Here is a 20,810-nt window from a genome sequence, read left to right on the forward strand (position 1 = left end):
CGGCGGGGCCCGCCCGCAGCTCATACATGACCGCACAACCACGACGCGTCAACGAACAGTCAGGCGACAAACCGCCTGACGACGCGCCGCGTACCCCAGACGATCGACCCCCCGGGGTACTTCCGCCCTCCGCCACCGGCACAAGCGGCTTTCACGCCGCGCTCCCGCAGCGATTGCACGTCGAAGCCCATCCCACCGGACGGCGCCTCGGCATCCTCTCACTGACGGCCCTCGGCATCGTCTACGGCGACATCGGCACCAGTCCGCTGTACGCGCTGCAACAGTGCTTCACGTCGAAGGAGTTCGCGATCGCACCCACGACGGAGAACGTCTACGGCGTTCTTTCGCTGATCGTCTGGCTCCTCGTGCTCGTCGTGGCGGTCAAGTACATCGTCTTCATCATGCGCGCCGACAACCGGGGCGAGGGAGGTATCCTCGCACTGATGGCGCTCATCCTCCAACAGGAACGGCGCACCAGCGACTCGAAGCGGCGCTTCCTGCTCATTTCGCTCGCGCTCTTCGGAGCGGCGCTCCTGTACGGCGACGGCATCATCACGCCGGCCATCTCCGTGCTCAGCGCCGTCGAAGGTCTCAAGATCGTGACCCCGGCGTTCGATAGCGCCGTCGTTCCGTTCTCGTGCGTGATTCTGTTCCTGCTGTTCGCCGTCCAGCGCTTCGGCACGAAGAAGGTCGGCGTCATGTTCGGCCCGGTCATGGCGCTGTGGTTCGTCGTGATCGCCGTGCTCGGCGTCGCGTCGATGATTCACGAGCCGAGGATTCTGGGAGCCCTGAACCCGTGGCATGGCGCGGCGTTCTTCATCGCGAACCGCCACGTAGCGTTCCTGACGCTCGGCGCTGTCGTCCTCGCGGTCACGGGCGCCGAGGCGCTGTACGCGGACATGGGCCACTTTGGGAAGCGCCCGATTCGCGTCGCGTGGTTCTCGCTCGTGCTGCCGGCCCTCATCCTGAACTACCTCGGCCAGGGCGCCCTGCTACTTCGCAACCCAGAAGCGACCTCCAATCCGTTCTTCCTGCTCGCGCCACGCGTGATGTTGGTGCCGCTCGTCGTGCTCGCCGCGATGGCCGCGGTGATCGCGTCGCAGGCTTTGATCTCCGGCGCCTTCTCGCTGACGCAGCAGGCCGTGCAGCTCGGCTATTCGCCACGCATCACCGTGGTGCACACGTCGGCGAACGAGGCTGGGCAGATCTTCATTCCCGAGATCAATCGCCTGCTGGCGATCGGCTGCGTATTTCTCGTTCTTGCATTCAAGAACTCCAACTCGCTTGGCGCCGCCTACGGCATTGCCGTGACCGGCACGATGGCGATCACATCGCTGCTCTTCTACGTCGTAGCGCGCGGCCGGTGGAATTGGTCCCTCTGGCACATTCTGCCGCTGACGCTCGCGTTCCTGGCGATCGATCTCACGCTGTTCTCGGCGAACGTCATCAAGATCGAACATGGCGGCTGGGTACCGATCGTCATCGCGGCCGTTGTCTTCACGCTCATGAGCACGTGGAAGAAGGGGCGCCACCTGCTCAACCACGCGCTCCATTCCGGTTCGCTCCCACTCGATCTGTTCCTTGGCGACGTTTCGCGTCGCAAGCCTGTTCGAGTTCCGGGCACCGCAGTGTTCATGACCTCATCAAACGATGGCGTGCCCGTCGTGCTTCTGCATCACCTCAAGCACAACAAGGTGCTGCACGAGCAGGTGATCCTGATGTCGGTTGTGACGCGCGAGGTGCCCGAAGTCAAAGCCTCGGAGCGCGTGACGGTCGAGAAGCTGGAGCACGGCTTCTATCGCGTCACGGCGCGCTACGGCTTCATGGAATCGCCGAACGTGCCGGAGATTCTGCAATGGGCCCGGGAATCGGGCGTAAAGGCGAAGCCCAACGAAACGACCTTCTACCTCGGCCGTGAGCGTATCATCATCGGCGACGGTGAGGCTCGGCCGGGAACGCGACGCGCGCCAGAAGATGTGGTGCTCCCGCACATGGCGCGTTGGCGCAAGAAGCTCTTCGTGCTCATGTCGCGCAACGCGCGATCGGCAACCGAGTTCTTCGGTATTCCGCCCAACCGGGTTGTTGAACTCGGAGCACAGGTAGAATTCTGAAAATAGGCGCTAGGCACTAGGTGCTGGGCGCTAGAGAATCGGAATGATGTCTTGTTGGATGAACGGCCCCGCGGAGGCATCTCAGCGGGGCCGTTCATCTACATAGCAAGTTCCGAATCTAGCGCCTAGTGCCTGCGCCCAGCGCCTATCACCAGTCCACGCGACCGCCGAATCGCCCGAACGCTCGACCCATTCCTGCAGTCGCCGACTCGACCGCGCGGCGAACGTCGTCGCCAATGCGCACCGTGCCGGCACCCATGCCCATTCCGCCGAGCGTTGGCATCATGAGATTGTCGCCGCCGATGACCGTGAGTGAGGACTTTCTGCGCGGCAGATCGCTGTAGCGAACCGTCTTGACCTTCACGTTGCGATACTGGCCGTTGAAATACACGCGCAGATCGATCTCGTCGCCGGGCTTGGCGCGCGACACTTCGCGCTCGAGCCGGCTGACGTGCGATGTGCGGAAGACGTAGTCGTCGTCGTCATCGGTCCGATGCCCGCGCACGTCCACACCGTTGATTGACGCAATGCGGCTCCCCTCTTCGATCCCGGCCTTCGCCGCTGGCCCGTCGTCGACCACCGACATGACGAACACGCCGAGTGTGTCGCGACTGCTCCCGGTAACGGCGAGGTTGACCCCGAGGGTCGCGCGTTCGTCGTTGCGCAGGTTCGATACTCGAGCCTCCACCAGGTCCGCCGGAGCGACGGTCTTCACCTTGAGCGACTTCGTCTGTCCGTTCACCACGACTTTGAGATCGACTTCGTCGCCCGGCTTCAGCTTCTCGAGCTCCCGCGACAGGCGTCGCGTCATCACGCCGCTCATCTGATCGTCGCCGACGTCGGCGGGCGACAGCTTGAGGCTCACACCATTGATCGATGCGATCCGATTGCCCTCTTCGATGCCCGCGCGCTCGGCGGGGCTGCCCTGGCGCACGCTCGAGACGAGCACACCGATCGTATCGCGCGCGTTCCAGCCGCTCGATGTGGAAACTCCGATGATCGCGCGCGGCTCTTCGCTGTAGACGCTGTACGTCCGCGCGCCGGGCGTGACGATGGTGCCGGGGCCGATGCGCGTGATGCGCGGCTCCTGGGCGCTGAGCGCTGACGCCGCAGCGCTCGCGATGAACACAGTCGGAAGAAGTGCCGGAATTCGCATAGGGTCCTCGTAATGCCGTTGTGGGGTTCGCTAGATCAGTCACGGTTCAGCGGCGGAGGGTTTACTCGCGGCCGCGTCTCTATCAGCGGCTGGACGGCTCGCCTACCTTTCGCGGATGGCCCCCGCACCCACTTCGACGCCCGATCTTCACGCCTTCGCCCACCATTGGCAGGACGAGGCGGATGCCGCGTACCTGTATCGGCTCCTGTCCAACGCCGAGCCCGACGCGAAAAAGAAAGACATCTACCGACGCCTCGCCGAGGTCGAAGACCGGCACGTCGAGGTGTGGGCCGGCCTCCTGCGCGCGCATGGTCGCGACCCGGGGCGTTTTCGTCCCAGCGCGCGCACTCGCATTCTCGCGCGACTCGGCAACGTATTCGGTCCTGGCTTTCTATTGCCGATGCTGCTCGCCGAGGAAGGGCGCGAGGTCAAAGGGTACCTGGACATGCATCGGCGTACGGCGTCCGGTGCGCCGGGTGCAAGCGAATCGCTCACGCTCGCGCGCGAATCCGCCGAGCACGCGACGGCACTCAATCAGATATCTGGAAAGACGGGCGAACCGTGGCACCGCGCTGAATCAGGCGGCTTCCTTCGGAACGTCGTGTATGGTTTCAACGACGGGTTGACGGCGAACTTCGGCCTCGTTGCCGGCGTAATCGGTGCGTCGGCCGACACGGCACACCACACGGTGATCGTTGCTGGCGTGGCCGGCCTCATTGCCGACGCGCTGTCGATGGGATCGAGTGGTTATCTCGCGGCGAAGAGCGAGCAGGAGGTCTACGCCAACGAGATTGCGATGGAGCGCGACGAAATCGCACTCATGCCAGAGATCGAGCGCGATGAGCTGGCGCTGATCTACGAGGCAAAGGGCATGTCGACGGAGTCGGCGCACGCGTTGGCCACCGAAGTCATGGCTGACCCAGCACGCATGCTCGAAGAGCAGGTTCAGGAAGAGCTTGGCATCGGCGATCCGCAGATGTCGCCAATGCGCGAAGCGTGGATCACCGGATTGGCAACCGCCGTCGGCGCGTTGATCCCGGTATTTCCATTTCTCATATGGTCTGGAAAGACAGCGATCGTGACTGCGTTCGTCATCTCGATGCTGTCGCACTGGGTCGTCGGCGCTGCACGGTCGGTGTTCACGGGGCGCAGCGTGTTTCGCTCCGGTCTCGACATGTTCGTCGTCGGACTCGGCGTCGCGTTCGTCGGCTATTTGGTGGGCGATCTCATTGCCAGGTGATGGCTGCTGACACTAGGCGCTAGGCACTGAGCGCTAGATAATCGGAAAGCGGGGCGCGGCCTTTGGCCGCGCCCCGCGTTCGTTGTCTTTCAGTGCTTAGCCCTACACGACGACGTTCAGCAATCGCCCAGGAACGAAGACCACCTTCTTCGGCGTGCCAGTCACGAACTTCGCGATCGTCGGCTCCGCCATGGCCGCAGTCATCGCTTCGTCCTGACCGCTGCCGACGGGCAACTGAATCGTTCCGCGTGTCTTGCCGCCAACCTGCACGGCAATCGTCATCATTTCCTCGGCCGCGAGGGCGTCATCGAACGCCGGCCAGCCTGCGTCGAACACGCTCTCCGAATGCCCGAGTCGCTCCCACAGCTCTTCGGCGATGTGCGGCGCAAAAGGCGACACGAGCTGAACGATCGGCTCGACTTCGGCCCGATGCGCAGTGCGCTCTCCTCGACGAACGACGTTCAGGTACTCCATCATCGCGGCAATCGCGGTGTTGTAGCTCAGCGCCGGAACGTCCGTCGAAACCTTCTTGATGGTTTGATGAAGCTTGCGCATCACCTGTGCGTCCGGCTCGCCGTCGGTCGACGCGTCGGCCACCGACGACCAGAGACGGTCGAGGAACCGGCGCACACCAGCGACACTCTGATCGCGGAAATCGCCGCCAGCCTCGTACGGTCCGAGGAACATCAGGTACGTGCGGAACGTGTCGGCACCCCACCGATCGACGTACTCGTCGGGATTCACCACGTTGCCGCGGCTCTTCGACATCTTCGCACCTTCGCGCACGATCATCCCGTGCGCGCGGAAGCGTGTGAATGGCTCTTCGAACGCGAGATGCCCGGCGTCGTGCAGCACCATCGTCACGAAACGCGAATACAGCAGGTGCAACACCGCGTGCTCGTTGCCACCGATGTACGAATGCACTGGCAACCACTTCTTCGTGATCTCGGGATCGAACGGACGATCGTCGAAATCCGAACTCGGATAGCGCAGGAAGTACCACGCGCTGTCGAGGAACGTGTCCGATACGTCAGTCTCACGACGCGCCTGGCCGCCGCAGGACGGACACGCGACGCGATACCACGATTCGACGCGCGCCAGCGGCGAGATGCCGGTGTCGTCGGGCTTGAAATCCTCGACGTACGGCAGTTCGACCGGCAGATCCTTTTCCGGAACCGGCACCGTACCGCACTTATCGCAGTAGATGATCGGAATCGGCGGCCCCCAGTAGCGCTGCCGAGAGATGCACCAGTCGTGCAGGCGATAGTTCACCACGCCCTTGGCATGCCCGTTCTTCTCGAGCCACGCCACGATGCGTCGCGTCGCCTCGTCGATCGGCAGGCCATTGAACTGACCGGAGTTCACCAGGTGAACCCGTTCGGTTTCCGTATACGGCGCGGAGAGAACGCCGTGCGACTCGACGCCGTCCGCGGCAACTACGCGCACGATCGGCAGGTCGAACACCGATGCAAACTCGAAGTCGCGCTCGTCGTGACCCGGCACCGCCATGATGGCGCCGGTGCCGTACTCCATGAGCACGTAGTCGGCGATCCAAATGGGAATCGGCTGCTGCGTCGCCGGGTTCAGCGCAAACGCGCCGGTGAAGACGCCCGTCTTCTCCTTCGTCACCTTGCGAGTGACGATGTCCTGCTTGGCCGTAGCCGCACGATACGCGTCGACGTCCGATCGGTACTCGGTAGTCGTGAGCGCATCGACCAACGGATGCTCGGGCGCCAGCACCAGATAGGTGGCCCCGAAAATCGTGTCCGGCCGCGTGGTGAAGACACGAATATCCGTCGTCTGCGCCGTAAACTCGCCCGTCAGTCCGCTTTCGGCCGTGATCGACCCGGCCAACTCTTCCAGATCTTGAACGCGGAAAGTCAGCTCGGCGCCATCGGAGCGGCCGATCCAGTTACGCTGGGCCTGTTTCGTCGAGTCCGACCAGTCGAGCCAGTCCAGGTTGGCCAACAGGCGCGCTGCGTAATCGGTGATTCGGAAAAACCATTGCTCGAGGAACCGCTGCTCGACGCGCGCGCCACAGCGCTCGCATTCGCCGGCAATGACCTGCTCGTTGGCGAGCACGGTCTTGTCGTTCGGGCACCAGTTGACCGCCGCGCGCTTTTTGTAGGCCAGGCCGCGCTTATAGAGCTCTAAAAAGACCCACTGCGTCCACTTGTAGTAGTTCGCATCAGTCGTGGAGAGCTCATGCCGCCAATCGACCATCAGGCCAGAACGCTTTAGCTGGCGCCGAAAGTTGTCGATGTTCTTTGGTATGAGGTCGGCGGGGTGGGTACCGATCTTCAGCGCGAAGTTCTCGGAGTGGATTCCGAACGCGTCGAAGCCCATCGGCTCAAAGACCGTGTGCCCTTGTAACCGCTGGAATCGTCCATAGATGTCGCTCCCCGTGAAGGCGAAGAGGTTGCCAACGTGCAGCCCCTCAGCCGACGGGTATGGGAACATCATCAACGCGTAGTACGGGCGCGCGCCGGCGGCGAGGTCGGTGTGGTTCGTCCCCCGCTTCTCCCACCTCTCCTGCCATTTCCGTTCAATGGCGGCAGGATCGTAGCCGTCCGTTTCTTCGGCCGGCGCTCGATGAGTCGATTCTGTCATGGTAGTTAACGGAATCTAGCGGCCGATGAACCTCCGTCCCAGTACACCTATCTCGCCCATGTCCGTCAAAGACGGCGACCTGCGCTCTGCGCAGTCGCTCCGTCAACGCCTCGTCTTCTTCGCGGGCGCTGCCGCCGTGGTCATTCTCGGTGCGGTGACCTACGCCGGGCTGGTCATGCTCAAGAAGTCCATGGCCGGCGACGAGGACGCACGGATCGTCAACGCCGCGTCGCTGTCCAAACAGCTCGTGGACCGCGTTCTCGCCGAACGCACGCGACAGGTCGAACTGATCGCCACCTCGCCGTCGGTGATAGCGGCTGCGCACAAAGGCAGCGCTGCCTCCCGCGAGCGCGGGCTCCCCAAGCTGTCGATCCCACAGCTGGAGGAGATGTTCCGCGTCACGCGATCTCAGCAGGTCGACAGCGGCGCGAAAGCCTTCCTCGGCGATCTCCTTCCCAAGCTCGACATCGCCGAAGTCATGGTGACGGACGAGTACGGATACAACGCAGTGACGACCTCGCCGTCGTCGGACTTCGTGCAGAGCGATGAAGGCTGGTGGCAGACTGCCTGGGCCAACGGTATTACCTCGGCGCAGGCAACGGCCGATGCCGCAACGCAGCGCACGGTCGTGGAATTGGCCGGGATCATTCGCGATCACGGTACCAAGATCGGCGTCGTGAAAGTGAAGTTCGGTTTGTCGACGGTAGACTCGGTGCTCATGCAGGGCAGCGCTGGCGGATCGATGCTTCGCGTCGACCTCATCGACTCGCTCGGAAAGGTGATCGCGAGCTCCGCGCCGGCGATGCGCTTCAAGCCGTTCGCAGCGTTCTCGCAGGTATCTGGGCGCGAACAGAATACGGCATTCGACTTCAATGGCGACGACGCTTCGGTTCGCCGGGCGTCGTTGGGTTTGGCGAACGCTGGACACTGGCGACTCATCGCTCACATGAGTGAACGCGATGCGATGCGCGGCTACAGCGTCGCGCGCGCTGCGCTCCTTGGCGGCGTTGGTCTGATGCTCGTGCTGATCATGGTTTCGCTGATCGTCGCCGGCCGCTTCATTCACCGGCGCATCACTGGCCCCGCCCAGGAGTTGGCCGAGGTAGCTGAGGCAGTCGCCGCGGGCGATCTGTCGAAGCGCGTGAATCACCTCGAATCGGATGACGAAGTTGGCCGTCTGGCTCGCGCCGTCGCCGCGATGACCGGCGAACTGCGACGGTTGGCCGGCGCGCTTAATGAGTCGGCGCAGGAAACCGCGAGCATGACGGCGGAGATCAACGCGAGCTCGGAAGAAATGGCGGCGTCGGCTGGCCAAATCGCGCACACGGCGTCGGATCTCAGCCAGCAGTCGAACGTGATGGCCGAGACGATTCAGACGTTGGCGACTTCGTCCGAGCAGCTCGTGAGCGTGGCGGCAGATCTCGATGCTGGTGCTCGCGAAGGCGTCGAACGCAATGCGCACCTGCGCGCACTTGCACTCGACAACCGATCGCGTCTGGATGACAGTTCTGCATCGCTCGCGACACTGAGCGCCGACGTCGAAGCAAGCGCCGCGGCGATCGACCAGCTGGCTCAGGCGTCAGAAGAAGTTCGGAGCTTCGTGACACTCGTTCAGAAGCTCGCGCGTCAGTCGAAGCTCCTCGCGTTGAATGCGGCAATGGAGGCGGCACGAGCGGGCGATCATGGTCACGGCTTCGCGGTCGTTGCCGAAGAAGTGCGTCGCCTTGCGGCAATGTCTTCTGAAGCCGCGGAGCGCACGGAGCGCGTCGTGAGCGGGGTGCTCAACGGAATTGCCGAGTCGCGCGTGTCGAGCGAACGCACCGTAGACACCGTGCGGGCGGTACGCGGCGCGACGGAGGAAGGCTCGCGTTCGTTCGGCCAGATCGAGCTAGCAGTAGCGGAAGCAGACGGCTGGACCGCGTCGATTCAGCGCGCCGCGATGTCGACGACTGGGTTGTCGCGCGATCTCAGATCGAAACTCGACTCACTCGCCACTGGCACCGAGGCATTTGCGGCAGCGATGCAGGAAGTCGCTGCGTCGAGCGAGGAACAGAGCGCGAGTACCGAGGAAATCGCTGCTGCGGCTGGAACACTTGCTGGTGCGGCAGAACGACTTGGCAAGCTCGTAGCAAACCTCAGACTCGAACGCACGTCCGGTTCGCCGCCGGAGTCGCCATCGGGGAGTCCGCCGGTAAGGCTTCCGCCCGAGGTGATCATGTCGATGCCGCCAGGCAGCTACATCCCGGCCAAGGCGTAATCAACGAAGCGCACGCGATATCGCGTGCGCTTTTGCTATCGGGCTCCGCCCAGTCGGCGAATGCGTCCGTGGAACTTCACCGCCTTCCAACTCGAATCGGGCGGTGCGTCGGGAACCCCGAGCGTTGCGATGGCGTACGTCGCGCCGGCCGCGGCGAATTCGTCGAGGAGCGAGTCCTGCGCCGCCTTTGAAAGTTGCCAGAACGCTGATACACGATTCCTCGGCACGCTGGCGACGATGTGCAAGCGCGCCGTTCGCGCCCAGTACGATTCGGCGTGCGGTCCAATGACGGCAATCCGTGTTCCTGGCGTGATGCCCTGCGACGCGAGCTCTGTCGCGATGTTCATGGGAACGTTGCCCCAGTTCGGCAGAGCAGCCTGCGCGAGCGCCGTCCGGTCCTGATTGAGACGGATGCCGACGCGGAACAGAAGTACGGCAGTGATCAGCAGTGCGAGCGCCAACTCGGCTCGCCGCGCAAACCAGACGGTGCGATGCGATCGAACCGCGGCAAGCGATGTGCGCCAGAAGAGCAGCGTCATCGCGCCGGCACCGGCCCATACCAACGTCACGAGTGATGCGGGAAATAGCACGCGCGTCGCAACCATGGCAATTGTGGCGATGAGTCCCCACACGACGGGGCGCGATGCGGACACCAGTACGGCCGCCAACATTCCGCCGATGATCGACGTGACGAGCGACAGCCCAGCGACCGTCCTCGGCAGAAGGCCTTCGAGCACGACGGGAATGGCGAGACCGACGAGCGCGAGGACGGGACGCATGCGCCGCGCGATGGGAATCGTCGCGAGAAGCATGAGCGTTCCGGAGAGCACGAAGGGCATGACGTAGCGCGTCGTCACGACGACCATCGCGTACGCGGCGAGGCCGAGCAGCGCGGGCACGTAGATGATCCAGCCGCGATCCCAGGCGACGCGACGCGCCCCCGAGGGCGCGATCACGATGAGGAAAATCAGAAAGAGCAGTGGCGCCAGGTTCTCCACGTAAAACACGTGAAAGACGACGAGCGTCTTGTACTGATCGACGAGGCTCACGTGCGGAACGAGCATCGCGTTCCAGCGCGCCGGGTCCGCCCACATCGGATCCGTGTAGTTGGTGTCGTTGGAGATGCCTGTGCCGGGCAGAATCATCTCGGTGCGAGCGGTCCGTGCTCCGGGCGGTACGCCTCCAATCGACGGCGGATCTTCGCCATTCACGAACCACGCGTACGTCAATCGGCCAGCATCGCCAAACGTCGGCCGGCCAGCTTTGATCGATAGCACCGTCGACCAGGGCACGACGAATACGAGCCACACGCCAATCGCGATCGCGGCCGGACGGAGTCCCTGTTTGCGCGTAGCAACGAGCAGCGTGCCGAATACGACGACTGCCCAGGGGATCATGAACGACTTCGACAGCGCCGCTACGCCGAGCGCAACGCCGAGGACAATCGCGTGGCGTGCGCCGTGACGGGATGTGTCGCGCAAACGCAGGAGCGCACCGAAGGCGATGAACGCCATGGCGGCGTTGATCGTATCCGGTGTCGTCAGCTCGAGCGGCGTCATGGTGAACGCGAAGAAGCCGAACAGCGCGTACGCCACGATCGCCCCAAATTTTCCTGACAGCACCGCGCCGCGCACTCCGGATGCTGCGATCGCCGTCAGCATAAACTCGAACGACGCGAGCATCGCGACGAAGCACACGAAGTTCACCGCGTGAATCACCGGGATTTCAGCGGCAGGACCGGCGTGCACGATGCTCCGCCCTACCCCGATCAGCAGCGGGTAGAGCGGACTCCAATAGAGATTGGCGAGACGGGACCATTGTCCCGTGATGAGAGCGTCGCTGAGGTCGAGATAGGAGACGCCATCGGGACTGATGACGAAGCGCTGTGCGTACGCCTGAAACGCGGCGAGGGCGAGCAGGATCGCCCACGCGATCACTCGGACCGGGCGCGCCACGCTAGGTGCGCTGCTCCGGTCGTTGGTGGCGGGTTCCCTTACGGCTTGACCATCACGCCGCTGATCGGACCCTTGGGTTGCTCTGATTTCTTGAACAGATACGCGCACTGCTCAATACGCGCACCACTCGAATCTGCAACAGCAAACGGCGATCCCTCGTACGCGCACGCTCCGGCGTACTCACCCTTCTTGTTCACGGCGTAGTACTGGAGCTGGAAGTACGGGCGTCCCTTTTCGTCGAGCAAGCGCTTTTCCGTCATCGCGATTACGCGCTCCATGACCTTCATCAACGCCTGCTGTGGCGACATACCCTGGCGCATGAATTCCACGGCCAGGAACGCCCCGCAGACCTTGATGTTCGCTTCGCCGCGACCGGTCGAACCGGCGGCGCCAACGTCGTTGTCGCAGTACTGACCCGCACCGATGATCGGCGAATCGCCAACGCGACCTGGAATCTTCCACGACAGACCGCTCGTCGTCGTGACGGACCCGATGTCGCCGGCCGCGTTCACGGCGTTCATGTTGATCGTGCCGTACGTATATGGAACGCCGTACGCGTCGCGATAGATGTGCAGCGACCCGTAACGCTCCTCTTCCCGCGGCGATTTCTTCGGCGCGGAACTCGGCGTGGTTTTGGCCGAATCGCGCGGAATGTCGAGCCAGTTGTCCGACGAATTGAGACGGCTCTTCCAGCGCAGCCAGTCGAGCCGGCTCTGTTCCGTGAGCAGGTTCACCTGCTTATGCCCCATTTCGACGGCGAACTTCTTCGCTCCGGCACCGACCAGCATGATGTGGTCGGTGTGGTTCATGACGTCGCGCGCGACAGCAGCTGCCGTCGCCACGTCCTCGAGCGATCCCACCGAGCCCGCGCGCTTGGTCGGCCCGTGCATGACGCTCGCATCCAGCTGGACGACACCCTCTTCATTCGGGAGCCCACCCAATCCGACGCTCTGGTCGTTCGGGTTCAGCTCCACCACCTGGACTCCCGCGACCGCGGCATCCAACGGATCGCCACCCTTGGCCATCAGGTCCCAGGCTACCTGGATGCCTCGTTTGCCGCTCGGATCGACGTCGTAGCCGTTGGCCGCCGAAACGATGACCGGACGGCCGGCCATGGCGTTGACGACAGGCTCAGACCGGTCCCGGACGGTGATGACCGGCATCGCCTGGGAGAGCTTTGGGAGGGCTAGGCCGGCCGCAGCCGCGGCGCCGGCACCAAGGAAGTCACGGCGTGAAACGGACATAGAACCTCCGCAGTCGAGCAGGATGGCAGGATCCGATAATCATACTGCGGACCCGAGTCGGGGGCCAATCTGACGGCACCCACCCCGGGTCATTCCTTGATTAGCGATTGACCATCTGCACGATAGGTTACAGCCCCATGTCTGCTGCTTCTCTCCGCGACCGCCTCCGTCAAGCCGAGTTTCTCGAGGGTTTGACCGACTCGGCGCTGCACCAACTCGCCAAACTCGTCTCCGTCGTCACGTTCGAGTGCGACGCCGTTCTCTTCGAAGAGGGCGGGCCTAGACAGTTCATGGCCATCATCTCATCGGGCACGGTCGCGGTCGAAAAGGGCCGCAATGGTCGCCCGGTTCGTCTCGTCACCCTCGGCGCCGGTCAGGCGCTCGGCGAAGGCCTGCTGCTCGACGCATCGGCGCACGGCACGAGCGCGCGTGCAGTGCAGCGCACCGAGGCGTTCGTCGTCTCGGCCGATCAGGTTCGTGAGATGTTGAAGGAATACCCAGCGCTGTATGCGGCGCTGGTTGCGCGCGCCGCGCGATCGATCTCGCAGCGACTCGCCGCAACCGACGCAACGCTCGTGGGTCACGGACGCACGCTCGGCTTCACCGGCGCGCGTACTCGTCGTGAACACGATCTGCTCGGCGAACGCGACGTGCCCGAAGACGCGATGTACGGCATTCAGACATTGCGGGCGTTGGAAAACTTTCCCATCACCGGCATCGCGCTACGCGAATTCCCGGTGCTCATCGAAGCGCTCGCGGCAGTCAAGGAAGCAGCCGCGCTAGCGAACGCCGAGCTCGGACTGCTCGATCATGCGGTGGCCGAGGTGATCGTGCGGGCGACGCAGGAGCTGCAGGCAGGGCGGCATCATGAGCACTTTGTCGTCGACATGATCCAAGGTGGAGCGGGTACGTCGACGAACATGAACGCGAACGAAGTCATCGCGAATCGTGCGCTCGAGTTGATGAACAAGCAGCGCGGTGATTATGCGGCGGTTCACCCGAACAATCACGTCAACCTCAGCCAGTCGACGAACGACGTCTATCCGACGGCGGTGAAGATCGCGCTACACAATGCGATCGAAGCACTGCGAGCGGCGATGCGCGACTTGGCGCAGGCGTTCCTCGAGAAGGGCAAAGAGTTCAATCCGCACCTCAAGATGGGCCGCACGCAGTTGCAGGACGCGGTGCCCATGACCCTCGGCCAGGAGTTCACTGCGTTTGGCCATACGATTCTGGAAGACGTGGATCGTTTGGGCGAAGCGCAGGCGCTGATTCGCGAAATCAACATGGGCGCCACGGCGATCGGCACGGGTATCAACGCGCCGAACGGATACGCGGAAACGGTTTGCCGCGAGTTGTCGCGCATCTCGAAACTCAGTCTCATTACGGCGCCGGATCTCGTCGAAGCAACGGCGGACACCGGTGCGTTCGTGCAGCTCTCGGGCGTGTTGAAGCGCTGCGCGGTGAAGCTTTCAAAAATCTGTAATGACCTCCGGCTATTGAGCTCGGGTCCGCGCGCTGGATTGGGCGAGATCAACCTACCGGCAATGCAGCCCGGATCGTCGATCATGCCGGGAAAGGTCAATCCGGTGATTCCGGAAGTGATGAATCAGGTGTGCTTCGACGTCATCGGCGGCGACGTGACGGTGACGCTCGCCGCGGAGGCGGGCCAGTTGCAGCTCAATGTGTTCGAGCCGGTGATCGCGTATCGCTTGCTACGCAGCATCGAGACGCTGGAGAATGGCTGTCGTGTGTTGCAGAAGCGATGCGTCGAAGGCATCACGGCGAACCCTGGCCGCATGCGGTTTTTCGTCGAGCATTCCATTGGCATCGTGACTGCGCTCGTGCCGGTGATCGGCTATGAGCAGGCAACCTCGGTGGCGAAAGAAGCGCTGGAGTCGGGCCAAGGTGTGTTCGATATCGTCATGGCGCGCGGGCTGTTGACGCGCGAACAGCTCGAGCGCGCGCTGGATCCAGGCACCATGTTAGGGTCCAAGGTTTAGGTCTCAATGCCCCCACGACGGCGAAAGCGCCTCGATCCCGTGGCGTTCAATCTTCCCGTCGAGCAGCTTCGGCAGGGGTTTTACACGGATACGCACTTCGTCCGTGCGCGGGAGATCGTACGACAAGACAAGCGATCTCCCGCTGTGACGCTGCAGTTCAGCGGAAAGACCGAAGGCTGGCTCAGCGGAATTGACGAGACGATCGCGATCATCAAATCGTGCGTCGACGACTGGAGCGCCCTCACCGTACACGCCTTGTACGAAGGCGACCGGTACGAAAGCTGGGACACCGTTCTTACGGTCGAGGGGCCGTACGAATCCTTTGGCCACCTCGAGACCGTGTGCTTGGGCACGCTGGCTCGCCGAACGCGCATCTGTACGAACGCCAAGCTGATCTCCGACGCGGCGCACTCCAAGCCGGTGATGATCTTTGGCGCACGCGATGATGCTTTCCTCATGCAGCCTGGTGATGGCTTCAGCGCGATGGTCGGCGGTGTGAAGGCAATGTCGACCGACGCACAGGCATCGCTGTTTGCCGGCAAGATCGTGGCGACGATTCCGCACGCGCTCATTGCGCTGTGTGGTGGCGACACGGTGAAAGCAACGAAGCGTTTTGCCGACATGTTCGACGGCGTAGAGTTGATCGCGCTGGTTGATTACGCGAACGATTCCGTGAAGACGAGCGTCGACGTGGCGAAGGCGCTCGAAGGGCGCTTGTGGGGCGTGCGCCTCGATACCGCGGAAACGATGGTCGACAAATCCGTGCTGCCGCAGATGGGTGCATTCAAGCCGACAGGCGTCAACGCGGCACTCGTTTGGAATGTTCGCAACGCACTCGATGCGGAAGGCTTCGGCGAAGTGAAGATCGTTGCCTCTGGCGGGTTTGATGCGCCGCGCATCATCGCCTTCGAGGAAGACGGTGTTCCCGTCGATGCATATGGCGTTGGATCTGCGCTCCTCGATGGCCGATTCGATTTCACGGCCGACATCGTTCAGGTGAATGGGAAAGCGGAGTCGAAAGCGGGACGCGAGCTCCGGCCCAATCCGAAGATGGAGCGAGTGAAGTAGCTCTCGAGGTCGCTGGGTCGTCGTGAGCGGATTTTATACAATCGCATCCGACCCATATATCGGCCGGTTGGCCACCGAGACCTCTTACGACTTTTGGTGAGCGGGACGAACCGTCCCTGCACAACAACGCCAGCTCACCATCGGGCCTCCACACAAATTCGGAATCGACCGTGCTTTAGTCATCTGGACATCTCAATTAGAGTCCCGTAGACTCTGGCCCGTACCAGGCTCCGGCCCGCGCCGTGATTATGTGGCGCCGGGTGGTCCCAAGTGAGAGTGCGCGTCAATCATGGATTCGCTGTGTCGGGAATCCTGCTGATTGTTGTCCCGCTGTGAGCTCGCGCGTTTGGGCGCGCGGTCCCGCGGCGGCGAAGTCGCTCACCCATCGCATCTGCGTCGCAGCAGAGGTGATGTCGTGTGCGCAGTGCGCCAGTAACTCTCACAAGGCAGATACCCACCCATGCCAAGACACCACTCTCGCGCTCTTGCTTGTCTGAGCGTCCTGCTGGGAACTATCCCGGCGACGATTCACGCCCAGCAGAGCACAACGATCAGCGGCCGCGTCACCAACGCCACGCAACAACCACTGCAAAGTGTCAGTGTTGCGATTCCGACAATCGGCGCCGGTGCTCTCACCGACGACCAAGGTCGGTACACATTCACCGTACCAGCATCCCGCTCCGCGGGGCAAAGCGTACAACTCTCAGCAAGACGTATTGGATTCGAAGCAAAATCAGTTACGGTCACGCTGAACGGTACGGCGATCACGCAAGACTTTTCTCTCACCGCAACGGCCGCGCAACTCACGGGCGTTGTCGTAACGGCACTGAGCCAACAGCGAGAGAAGGCCACGATCGGCACGTCGCAACAGGCGGTATCGGGCGAAGAGCTGACGCGTGTTCAAACACCGACGCTCATCAGCTCGCTGTCTGGAAAGGTGTCTGGCCTGCAGATCAATCAGTCCGGCAACATGGGCGGATCGCAGCGTATCATCATTCGCGGTGCGGGTTCAATCACCGGCGAAAATCAGCCGCTCTTCATCATCGACGGCATTCCGGTTTCGAACACGCAGTTCACCGGCAACGGCTTCAATGCCGCATCGGCCAGCGGTGGGCGCGACTACGGAACGGGCATTCAAGATCTCAACATGGATGACGTCGCGAGCGTCACCGTGTTGAAGGGGCCGAACGCTGCAGCCCTCTACGGCTCACGCGCCTCGAACGGCGCGGTGGTGATCACCACGAAGAACTCCCGTCAGGCGAGCCGCGGCACGAAGATCGGCTTCACGAGCCGAGCGACGGGCGACCAGCTCTCGATATTTCCTGAATATCAGAATCAGTATGGTCAGGGCTTCGGCGGCGATTTCAAATACGTCGACGGCGCGGGCGGCGGCGTCAATGATGGCGCCGACGAATCGTGGGGCCCCAAGCTCGACGGACGCCTGATCGACCAGTTCAGTGGCAAGCAGCAGCCGTGGATCGCGCATCCGAACAACGTCCGAGACTACTTCCGCACCGGAAGCACCGTCTCGAACAACCTCACCGTGTCGCAGGCGTTCGACAACGCGGGTGCGCGCCTCTCGATCACGCGTGACGACTCGAAGGGCGTCGTCCCGAACTCCTCACTCGGCAAGACGGCAAGCTCGCTCTCGGCGAACGCAACGATCAAGGAGAAGCTCGAGGTATTCGGCTCCTTGATGTACGTCCAGAACCGCGGCATGAACCGCTCCGAGAACGGCTATACCGAGGGCAATCCGTTCATGACGTTCACGTGGTTCGGCCGACAGGTCGACGTGCAGTCACTGGCGGGCAAGTACTACAACAAAGACAGTCCGTACGGTCTGCCCGACGGCAGCCTGTACAACTGGAACGACAACTACCATCGCAATCCGTACTGGCAGGTGTTCGAAAATCCGGCGCCGGACTCGCGCGACCGCGTCGTGGCGCAGGCGTCGGCCAACTACAACTTCCGTCCCTGGTTGACGGTTGTTGCACGCGGCGGCGCCGATTCGTATCGCCAGACGGCAGATGAGGATTTTGCCAAAGGCAATATCGATCGCGCGAGCGCTTCGTACGAAGGCGCATTCACGAGCTTCAGCACGCGCGCGCAAGAAACGAACTTCGAGGCGATCGCCACCGCGCGCCACAGTCTGCGCTTCGTCGACATGACGTTGAACCTGGGCGGCAACATGCGCCGCAACGATTCATATCGAGCGGGCTACGCCACGGCGGGCATTCTGGTGCCGGGCATCTACAACCTTGCAAACGCCGGCGTCGCACCCACTCTCCAGAACGCTGAATTCCACTCCGCGGTCAACTCGTCGTACGGCTCCGCGGTGGCGACGGTGAACAAGTACTGGACCGTCGAAGTCACCGGACGAAACGATTGGTCGTCGACGCTGCCGAAGGAGAACGCGTCGTACTTCTACCCGTCGGTCAGCTCCGCACTCGTGCTTTCCGATCTGTTTCCATCGCTCGCCAACAACCGCTGGCTGTCGTACATGAAGGTGCGCGGCGGTTGGACGCGCGTTGGATCGGATGCTGGTCCGTATCAGTTAGCCACCGTGTACAACGGCAGCTCGTCGAAATTCGGCGGACTTTCGCTGTTCTCGCTGGCTGACCGTTCGAACAATGCGCAGCTCAAGCCCGAGCGTACCACCGCGCAAGAAGGCGGCGTCGAAATGTCGATCCTCGACGACCGGCTCACGCTCGACGGCACGTACTACGTCAAGAAGACGCGCGATCAGATCATTCCGCTCACCACCGCTCCGGCCACCGGCTTCAGCTCGGCGGTCATCAACGCGGGCCAGATCAGCAACCGCGGCTTCGAGGCAAGCATCACGGCGCGGCCAATTCGCTCGTCGAATGGGTTCAGCTGGAGCACGACGTTCAACTATCTCAAGAACAAGAGTCGCGTCGACTCGCTCGCTCCGGGGTTGGCCACGATCATCATCGCGTCGCAGTGGAGCTCGAACATCGAGGCGCGTCAGGGTCAGCCGTACGGCATCCTGTTCGGCTATGCCTACGCGCGCGACTCGGCCACCGGCAAGATGCTGCTATCGGGCGGCCTGCCGACCCGTGATCCGGTCAAGCGGATTCTCGGCAACGTGAATCCCGATTGGACGGGCGGCTGGGCGAACGAGTTCCGATACAAGCGCGTTGCGCTCAACGTGCTCGTCGACTTCCGCCACGGCGGCCAGAACTTCTCCGTCGGCAATTGGTGGGGGCAGTATGCCGGAATCCTCAAGTCCACGCTCAACGGACGCGAGGTCGATTGGGATAAGCCGGGCCTCGTGCTCGATGGTATCGACATCGCGACGAAGCAGAAGAACACGATCAAGGTCACGGCGGAGGATTACAACCACACCGTGTATCCGATCAACGAGGCGGGCATTTTCAACACCGGCTTCTCCAAGCTCCGCGAAGTTCGCTTCAGCTGGGATGTGCCATCGAATCTGTCGTCGAAGATGCACGTGTCGCAGAGCAACCTCTCGTTCGTCGGACGCAACCTCTTCACCTGGACGAAATTCCCGAACTACGATCCTGAGAATTCCAGCAGCGCCGGCAACGGCGGCCAGGGCTACGACATGGGCGCTCTGCCCACGACGCGTACGCTCGGCTTCAACCTCACGATCGTTCCGTGACCGCCACTCGGGAGACATCGACCATGAAACGCATTCGATTCGCGGTCACGCTCGCCGTCGCGACACTCGCGGCCTCGGCGTGCAAGACCGATCTCACATCGCTGAACAACAATCCGAACCAACCCACGTCCGCACCCGCGGGGGCGCTGTTCACCAACGCGGTAATCACGGCCGTTGGCCGTTGGGCCGGCGCCGGCCAGCTGTCCGGCACGGAGCTATTCGCGCAGCACCTCGCGCAAGTGCAGTACGTCGAAGAAGACCGCGGCCGGCTTCGCACGGAAACGATCGACGGCTGGTACACGAATGCGTTCGTCAGCGAACTCGAGGACCTCGGCAAGGTCGCGGACCTCGGCAAGACGAACAATTCGCCGAACACCTCGGGGCCTGCACTGATCATGCAATCATGGGTGTACCAGACCATGACGGATCTATGGGGCGACATTCCGTACAGTGAAGCACTCAAGGGCGACGCTGGCGGTTCGCTGAAGCCGAAGTACGACGCCCAGAAGGACATCTATTATGGTTTGCTCAAGACCCTCACCGACGCGTCGGCGGCGATGAAGCAGTCGAGCGACCCGGGGCTGACGAGCGGCGATCCGATCTACCAGGGCAAGATTGCCAATTGGCAGAAGTTGTCCAACTCGCTGCGCGCGCGTATGGCGATGCGGATGCTGAAGGCCGATGCAGCGAAGGCCGGAACGGAGCTCACCGCAGCGTTCGCGGGACCTGGCGGCGTGATGGCGTCGAACGCCGACAACGCGAAGCTCACGTGGCCTGGCGACGGTACGTTCGACAATCCGTGGGCCGGCACGTTCTCGACGCGCGATGACCATCGCGTATCGAAGACGCTGCTCGACACGTTGAACGCACTCGGCGATCCGCGCATGAAGATCTACGCGCAGCCGACCAAGGCTGATCCGACGAAGTACGTCGGCCTGCAGAATGGCCTCGACAACGTCACGGTGACGCCCTTCTTCAATACCACGTCGAGAATCGGCGCGATCTTCTACCCGGGCGCCACGACCTACGGCACGTTTGGTACATCGGCAGGCAAGACAACGCCGTCGTACATCATGACCTTCGCCGAAGTGTCGTTCCTGCGCGCCGAGGCGGCGGAACGGGGATTGGGCGGTCAGACGGGCGCGGCGGCGTACTACAACGCCGGTGTGCGCGCATCGATCCTCCAGTGGGGCGGCACCGATGCGGATGCCGACGCCTACCTCGCAAAGCCGGGCGTCGCGTACGTCGCGGGCGCCACGGGCCTGAAGCAGATCGGCCTACAGAAGTGGATCGCGCTGTTCACCCAGGGCAACGAGGCGTGGGCGGAATGGCGTCGCACCGGCAACCCGGCGACGGTCAAGATGGGCCCCAAGGCTTATGCTGACGTTCCGGAGATTCCGCGTCGCGTTCTATATCCGAGCAACGAACAGACGGTCAACGCGGCAGCACTTGCCGAGGCGATCGCGCGTCAGGGTCCGGATACGTACCTCACGCGCATGTGGTGGGATAAATAGGTAGAAGTC

The 20,810-nt window shown here is 62.8% G+C and carries 11 protein-coding genes; 7 read left to right on the forward strand and 4 right to left on the reverse strand.

Annotated features, from left to right (window positions below; genetic code table 11):
• Nucleotides 1-26 precede the first annotated feature (26 nt).
• Nucleotides 27-2,111 carry a potassium transporter Kup gene (locus AC6H4Z_RS20460; protein WP_497543818.1) on the forward strand — a complete coding sequence of 695 codons (2,085 nt, stop codon included), beginning with the start codon at nt 27-29 and terminating at the stop codon, nt 2,109-2,111.
• Between the two features lie 148 nt (nt 2,112-2,259).
• On the opposite strand, the gene AC6H4Z_RS20465 is transcribed toward AC6H4Z_RS20460, so the two are convergent.
• Entirely contained in the window at nt 2,260-3,267 is a 1,008-nt protein-coding gene (locus tag AC6H4Z_RS20465; RefSeq protein ID WP_497543819.1) for a PDZ domain-containing protein, read from the reverse strand.
• Between the two features lie 115 nt (nt 3,268-3,382).
• On the opposite strand from AC6H4Z_RS20465, the gene AC6H4Z_RS20470 reads away from it, so the two are divergent.
• Nucleotides 3,383-4,507: a VIT1/CCC1 transporter family protein gene (locus tag AC6H4Z_RS20470; protein WP_497543820.1), complete on the forward strand. Its 1,125-nt coding sequence runs from the start codon at nt 3,383-3,385 to the stop codon at nt 4,505-4,507.
• Nucleotides 4,508-4,609: 102 nt separating this feature from the next.
• Here the strand turns inward: AC6H4Z_RS20470 and leuS are convergent, their stop codons facing one another.
• Nucleotides 4,610-7,117, reverse strand: a complete 2,508-nt coding sequence (gene leuS / locus AC6H4Z_RS20475) for a leucine--tRNA ligase (protein WP_497543821.1) — start codon at nt 7,115-7,117, stop codon at nt 4,610-4,612.
• A 58-nt stretch (nt 7,118-7,175) separates the two neighbouring features.
• Between leuS and AC6H4Z_RS20480 the strand changes: the two genes are divergently transcribed.
• Nucleotides 7,176-9,374, forward strand: a complete 2,199-nt coding sequence (locus AC6H4Z_RS20480) for a methyl-accepting chemotaxis protein (RefSeq protein WP_497543822.1) — start codon at nt 7,176-7,178, stop codon at nt 9,372-9,374.
• Between the two features lie 35 nt (nt 9,375-9,409).
• On the opposite strand, the gene AC6H4Z_RS20485 is transcribed toward AC6H4Z_RS20480, so the two are convergent.
• Both AC6H4Z_RS20485 and AC6H4Z_RS20490 read right to left on the reverse strand, forming a co-directional pair.
• Nucleotides 9,410-11,329 (reverse strand): hypothetical protein, encoded by a 1,920-nt coding sequence (locus tag AC6H4Z_RS20485; protein ID WP_497543823.1) that lies wholly within the window; start codon nt 11,327-11,329, stop codon nt 9,410-9,412.
• Between the two features lie 38 nt (nt 11,330-11,367).
• The gene (locus tag AC6H4Z_RS20490) at nt 11,368-12,573 is read right to left on the reverse strand and encodes a glycosylasparaginase (protein ID WP_497543824.1); all 1,206 of its coding nucleotides are present in this window, start codon (nt 12,571-12,573) and stop codon (nt 11,368-11,370) included.
• Between the two features lie 137 nt (nt 12,574-12,710).
• Between AC6H4Z_RS20490 and AC6H4Z_RS20495 the strand changes: the two genes are divergently transcribed.
• The 4 genes from AC6H4Z_RS20495 (at nt 12,711) to AC6H4Z_RS20510 (ending at nt 20,801) form a co-directional block, all read left to right on the forward strand.
• Entirely contained in the window at nt 12,711-14,576 is a 1,866-nt protein-coding gene (locus AC6H4Z_RS20495) for an aspartate ammonia-lyase (RefSeq protein ID WP_497543825.1), read from the forward strand.
• A gap of 6 nt (nt 14,577-14,582) precedes the next feature.
• Nucleotides 14,583-15,644 (forward strand): nicotinate phosphoribosyltransferase, encoded by a 1,062-nt coding sequence (locus tag AC6H4Z_RS20500; protein WP_497543826.1) that lies wholly within the window; start codon nt 14,583-14,585, stop codon nt 15,642-15,644.
• 460 nt (nt 15,645-16,104) lie between these two features.
• On the forward strand, nt 16,105-19,287 hold the full coding sequence (locus AC6H4Z_RS20505) for a SusC/RagA family TonB-linked outer membrane protein (RefSeq protein WP_497543827.1): 3,183 nt from the start codon (nt 16,105-16,107) through the stop codon (nt 19,285-19,287).
• Between the two features lie 23 nt (nt 19,288-19,310).
• Nucleotides 19,311-20,801 (forward strand): SusD/RagB family nutrient-binding outer membrane lipoprotein, encoded by a 1,491-nt coding sequence (locus AC6H4Z_RS20510; protein ID WP_497543828.1) that lies wholly within the window; start codon nt 19,311-19,313, stop codon nt 20,799-20,801.
• Nucleotides 20,802-20,810 lie beyond the last annotated feature (9 nt).

It is taken from the genome of Leucogemmata humicola, assembly GCF_055379415.1.